This is a genomic window from Streptomyces phyllanthi (assembly GCF_009377205.1).
GTDB classification, from domain to species: Bacteria; Actinomycetota; Actinomycetes; order Streptomycetales; family Streptomycetaceae; genus Streptomyces; species Streptomyces phyllanthi.
Map to the genome: position 1 here is coordinate 1 of NZ_VJZE01000536.1, position 5,751 is coordinate 5,751.

Genomic DNA, 5,751 nt, shown 5'->3' on the forward strand with positions numbered 1-5,751 from the left:
CGTCAGATGTGTATCAGCGACAGGTGCAGGCGGGCGCCGCCGGGGCCCTTGGGGGCCAGGCCTGCCGACCACCCTCGGCCAACGCCCGCCGACCGTGGTTCGCCGGCACCCGCGTCACCCGGAACCCGCCGGCCACCTCCCGGTCACCGGCCCACGATCAGCGCTCCAGGTGTGCTGAGGTGCTGGACCGGCACCTTCACCACCTGCGGCCACGCACGCACTCCCCAATCCCTTCGAGGGGGACCCCGGGACCCCCATCGAGTCGCCCGCCGCGGTAGCGGCTGATGTCACAGCCTCCTCCGCCTCGCAGCCGCACGCTCCCCCCGCGCTCGGCTCGGCCGAAGCGCACCGCACCGCACCGCACCTCACGGCCGACCTGATCCGAACCGCAGGGCCTAGGCGGACCGGCTCGTCGGCATCCGCGCGGCCAAGGTGCGTCGTACGTCCGCCTCGTCGTAGTACGACCGTCCCGCGCGCCGTTCGCGACGCCACTCGTGTTCGCTGGCCAGCCGGTACACGCTCCCCATGGGGACACTCCACAGCCGGGACACGTCCTGCGGAGTGAGCCAGTGCCGTACGGCGGTCGCCGTGCCTCCGCTCGTCCCGCGGTCGCGTGCCGCCAGGCGCCGGTGCAGCCGGGGCCACTCGTACTCCACCCACCGGTGGTCCGGGTCGCTGTCGCAGCGGATCTCGCCGAGGCCACCCGGCCCGGCCGCCGACCGGGCGACGAGCCGGCCGTCGCACCCCGCCTCCACACACCGGCCGACCTCGACCCGCTGCGACCCGTCGGGGGAGACCACCTCACGGGCGGCCGCCGCGAGCCGGTGCAGCTCCGCCGAGAAGTCGCCGACCGCCGGATGCACGGCGAACCGCGGCAGTCGCGCCACGAGCCAGCGGGCCAACTCCGTGACGGAGCGCTCCGGGCCGGACTCCCCGCTCTCCTCGGCCATCAGCCCCGACCACGACGCCAGCGTCGCGAGCATGTCGGCCCGCACCTCGACGGCCGCGGTGTTGAGGGGAATGCCCCGCGGAGTTCCCGTTCCTCCGCCGGTCCGCTCCCGCGGGCGCTCGGCCCCGCCCAGCAGCCGCCCGCACTCCTCATACAGCCGTGGCAGCGCGCGCAGAACCTGCGCGAGGGAATCACCGCACGACGCGCACAGCAACCTCGCGGTACCCGTCGGCCTGTCCGGTGCTCCGGATCGCCGGGTGGCTCTGCAGGCGGCTCCACGGCATTCCCCGGTGGAAGTCGTGACGGTCACGGTGGCCATGACGGGCCTGATCTCTGACATTTCTCCCCGTTCGCTCGGTGAACGGATCCCAGGAGATATCGCAGGACGTCGGCCGGGCAATGCGTCTTTCTCATTCCTGAGGGCGGCTTCCGGAGAATTCGCCGGAGTCGTAGACAGTGCAGCGCCACGTCAAGTCGATGTCAGGTTTCGGTGAGAGGCGTGGGCTTGTGTGTGGGCGGGATCACAATCTTGCGTTCCTCTGACGGTCCGCTCACGCTCACCTGTAGCCATGGCCCTGGAATTGACTCTCTTTGCGTAACCGGTCGACTGGCCGTGTTGATTTCTGTGATTCAGGCGAAGAGGGTATGGAGTAGCTTCCGCCGTCGTGTGTCCATGAGTGGCCCGCTCCGGTCGGCCGACCTGAGCCCGAGAAATTCCCTCTTGACTTCACGGGGTCCGGCGAAGAAGCTGTTGGGTAACTTCCCCACTGCTGTCGAGGAATCGTCTCCAGCAGTCCTTGCGCACCGACCGCGAGTCTCCATATTCCGTCGACATCTGTCGCCCGGGTGCTCATCCGAGGGCTTTCCGGCGGAATTCCGAGGGTCTGTACCGGGAGAATTCATGGACGCATCTGTCATTGTTGTGGGCGCGGGCCCCGCGGGTCTCGTGCTGGCCGGGGAGCTGCGGCTCGGCGGCGTCGACGTCATCGTGCTCGAACGGCTCCCCGCCCCCACCGGCGAGTCACGGGGCCTGGGCTTCACGGCCCGCACCATGGAGGTCTTCGACCAGCGCGGGATCCTGCCCGCCTTCGGTCCCGTGGAGACCAGCACCCAGGGCCACTTCGGCGGGCAGCCCGTCGACTTCGGGGTGCTCGAAGGAGCCCACTACGGCGTGAAGGCCGTACCGCAGTCGAAGACCGAGGCCGTACTGGAGGCCTGGGCCCTGGGCCTGGGCGTCGACCTGCGCCGCGGTCACGAGGTGGAGAGCGTCGCGGACGAGGGCGACCACGTCGTGCTGGAGACCCGGGGCCCCGAGGGGCCGCGCCGGCTCACCGCGCGCTGGGCCGTCGGCTGCGACGGCGGGCGCAGCACCGTGCGCAAGCAGGCCGGCTTCGACTTCCCCGGCGCCTCCGCGACCCGCGAGATGTTCCTGGCCGACATCCGGGGGTGCGAGATCACCCCGCGCCCGATCGGGGAGACCGTTCCGAACGGCATGGTCATGTCCGCCCCGCTCGGCGACGGTGTCGACCGCATCATCGTCTGCGAGCGCGGCGCACCCGCCCGCCGCCGCACCGAACCGCCGCCCTACGCGGAGGTCGCCGCCGCCTGGCAGCGGCTCACCGGACAGGACATCTCCCACGGCCGGCCGGTCTGGGTGAGCGCCTTCGGCGACCCCGCCCGGCAGGTGACCGCGTACCGGCGCGGCCGCGTCCTGCTCGCCGGCGACGCCGCCCACGTGCACCTCCCGGCCGGCGGCCAGGGCATGAACGTCAGCATCCAGGACTCCGCCAACCTCGGCTGGAAGCTCGCCGCCGTGGCCTCGGGGCGCGCCCCGGAGACCCTGCTGGACACCTACCACGCCGAGCGGCACCCCGTCGGCCGACGCCTGCTGATGAACACCCAGGCCCAGGGGATGCTCTTCCTCAGCGGCGACGAGATGCAGCCGCTGCGCGACGTCCTGGCCGAGCTGATCCGCTACGACGACGTCAGCCGCCATCTGGCCGGCATGGTCTCGGGCCTCGACATCCGCTACGACCTCGGCGCCGGCGACCACCCCCTGCTCGGTATGCGGATGCCGCGCCAGGAACTGATCACGGCGTCCGGCAAGACCACCAGCACCGAACTTCTGCACCCGGCCCGCGGCGTCCTGCTCGATCTGGCCGACGACCCGCGGCTGCGGGAGACGGCGGGCGGCTGGGCCGACCGCGTCGACGTGGTCACCGCGACCCCGCACGACCTCAGGCCCGGCAGCCCGCTGGAGGGGACGCGAGCCGTCCTGGTCCGGCCCGACGGCTACGTGGCGTGGACCTCGCCGGGCAGCGGCACCGGCCCCGCCGAGGCCCTCGGCCACTGGTTCGGACCCCCGCGCTGAACTCCTCACCCAGGAAGGCAGGCACCATGCACAGCACGTTGATCGTCGCCCGGATGGCCCCCGCGTCGATGGACGACGTCGGCCGGCTGTTCCAGGAATTCGACGACACGGACATGCCGCACCGGATGGGCACCCGACGCCGGCAGCTCTTCTCCTACCAGGGGCTGTACTTCCACCTCCAGGACTTCGACGGCGACGACGGCGGCACGCGCATCGAGGCGGCCAAGGACGACGCCCGCTTCCGCCGGATCAGCGACGACCTGAAGCCCTTCATCCAGGCGTACGACCCCGAGACCTGGCGCTCCCCGGCCGACGCCATGGCCCGCCGCTTCTACCACTGGCAGGCCCCGGCATGAGCGGCCGGCGCGTGGCCCTCACCGGCATCGGGGTGATCGCCCCGGGCGGCACCGGCACCAAGGCGTTCTGGGAGCTGATCAGCGCGGGACGCACCGCGACCCGGGCCATCAGCACCTTCGACCCGTCCCCGTTCCGGTCCCGGGTGGCCGCCGAGGTCGACTTCGACCCCGAGGAGCACGGGCTTGGACCGCAGCAGATCCGGCGTATGGACCGCGCGGCGCAGTTCGCCGTGGTCGCCGCGCGGGAGGCCGTCGAGGACAGCGGGCTGCAGCCCGCGCTGCTGCCGCCGCACCGCACCGGCGTCACCATCGGCAGCGCGGTCGGCGCCACCATGACCCTCGACGAGGAGTACCGGGTGGTCAGCGACGGCGGCCGGCTGGAGCTGGTCGACCACGCCTACGCGCGACGGTTCCTCTACGACGCGTTCGTGCCGAGCTCGTTCGCGGCCGAGGTGGCCTGGTCCGTGGGCGCCGAAGGCCCCGTCGCGGTGGTCTCGACCGGCTGCACCTCCGGCATCGACGCGGTCGGGCACGCCTGCCAGCTCATCCGCGAGGGCACCGCCGACGTCATGATCGCCGGCGCCACCGACGCGCCGATCTCCCCGATCACCCTCGCCTGCTTCGACGCCATCAAGGCCACCACGCCCCGCAACGACGACCCGGCCCACGCCTCGCGCCCCTTCGACGCCAGCCGCAACGGTTTCGTCCTGGGCGAGGGCAGCGCCGTGTTCGTCCTGGAGGAGCTGGGCGCCGCCCGCGCGCGCGGTGCCCACGTCTACGCCGAGATCGCCGGCTACGCCTCGCGCAGCAACGCGTACCACATGACCGGACTGCGGTCCGACGGCGCGGAGATGGCGGAGGCGATCACGGCCGCGCTGCACGAGGCGGCCGTACACCCGGACGAGGTCGACTACGTCAACGCCCACGGCTCCGGGACCCGGCAGAACGACCGGCACGAGACGGCCGCCTTCAAACGGAGCCTCGGCGAGCACGCCCACCGGGTGCCCGTCAGCTCCATCAAGTCGATGGTGGGGCACTCCCTGGGCGCCATCGGATCCATCGAGATCGCGGCCAGCGCCCTGGCCCTGGAGAACGACGTGGTCCCGCCGACCGCCAACCTGCACACCCCCGACCCCGAGTGCGACCTCGACTACGTCCCGCTCACCGCGCGGGACTGGCCGACGAACACCGTCCTCACCGTGGGCAGCGGCTTCGGCGGGTTCCAGAGCGCCATGGTGCTGACCAGGCCGGAAGGAGGTGACCGGTGAGCACCCGTACCGTGGTCACCGGCATCGGCGTGGCCGCCCCCAACGGCCTCGGCACCGCGGACTACTGGGCCGCGACCGTCGCGGGGCGCAGCGGCATCGGACCCGTCAGCCGCTTCGACGCCGACTCCTACCCCGTCGGACTGGCCGGCGAGGTGCCCGGCTTCGTCGCCGAGGACCATCTGCCGGGCCGGCTGCTGCCGCAGACCGACCGCATGACCCGTATCGCCCTCGCGGTCGCCGACTGGGCGCTCGCGGACGCCGGGATCCGCCCGGCCGACCTGCCGGCCTACGACATGGGCGTGGTCACCGCCAGCGCCTCCGGCGGCTTCGAGTTCGGCCAGAAAGAGCTCCAGGCCCTGTGGAGCAAGGGCAGCCAGTACGTCAGCGCCTACCAGTCGTTCGCCTGGTTCTACGCCGTCAACACCGGTCAGATCTCGATCCGCAACGGCATGAAGGGCCCCTCCGGCGTGGTCGTCAGTGACCAGGCCGGCGGACTGGACGCCCTCGCCCAGGCGCGCCGGCACATCCGCAAGGGCACCCCGCTGATCCTCAGCGGCGGCGTCGACGCCTCGCTCTGCCCCTGGGGCTGGGTCGCCCAGATGGCCGGGGGCCGGCTGAGCACGACCCGCGACCCCGACCGGGCCTATCTGCCCTTCGACGCCCGGGCGCACGGCTATGTGCCCGGCGAGGGCGGGGCCCTGCTCGTGCTGGAGGACGAGGCCGCCGCCCACCGCCGGGGCGCCCGGGTCCTGGGCGAGATCGCCGGGTACGGCGCCACCTTCGACCCCGCCCCCGGCAGCGGACGCC

The 5,751-nt window shown here is 72.5% G+C and carries 5 protein-coding genes and 1 pseudogene; 4 read left to right on the forward strand and 2 right to left on the reverse strand.

What is annotated here, in order from left to right; genetic code table 11:
• Positions 1–20: 20 nt before the first annotated feature.
• Both FNH04_RS49635 and FNH04_RS48240 read right to left on the reverse strand, forming a co-directional pair.
• Positions 21–151 (reverse strand): annotated as a pseudogene (locus FNH04_RS49635) (IS630 family transposase); the annotation flags it as partial.
• 244 nt (positions 152–395) lie between these two features.
• Positions 396–1,163 carry a hypothetical protein gene (locus FNH04_RS48240; RefSeq protein WP_228031899.1) on the reverse strand — a complete coding sequence of 256 codons (768 nt, stop codon included), beginning with the start codon at positions 1,161–1,163 and terminating at the stop codon, positions 396–398.
• Positions 1,164–1,850: 687 nt separating this feature from the next.
• Here FNH04_RS48240 and FNH04_RS40185 point away from each other — a divergent pair.
• The 4 genes from FNH04_RS40185 to FNH04_RS40200 all read left to right on the forward strand — a co-directional run.
• Entirely contained in the window at positions 1,851–3,320 is a 1,470-nt protein-coding gene (locus tag FNH04_RS40185) for an FAD-dependent monooxygenase (protein ID WP_152791094.1), read from the forward strand.
• A gap of 26 nt (positions 3,321–3,346) precedes the next feature.
• Complete coding sequence (locus FNH04_RS40190) at positions 3,347–3,676, forward strand: TcmI family type II polyketide cyclase (protein WP_152791096.1); 330 nt, start codon at positions 3,347–3,349, stop codon at positions 3,674–3,676.
• Entirely contained in the window at positions 3,673–4,944 is a 1,272-nt protein-coding gene (locus FNH04_RS40195) for a beta-ketoacyl-[acyl-carrier-protein] synthase family protein (protein ID WP_152791098.1), read from the forward strand. The genes FNH04_RS40190 and FNH04_RS40195 overlap by 4 nt, the downstream gene beginning before the upstream one ends.
• Positions 4,941–5,751, forward strand: an 811-nt coding sequence (locus FNH04_RS40200) for a beta-ketoacyl synthase N-terminal-like domain-containing protein (protein WP_322725256.1), incomplete at its 3' end; no start/stop codon positions are given. The genes FNH04_RS40195 and FNH04_RS40200, both read left to right, overlap by 4 nt.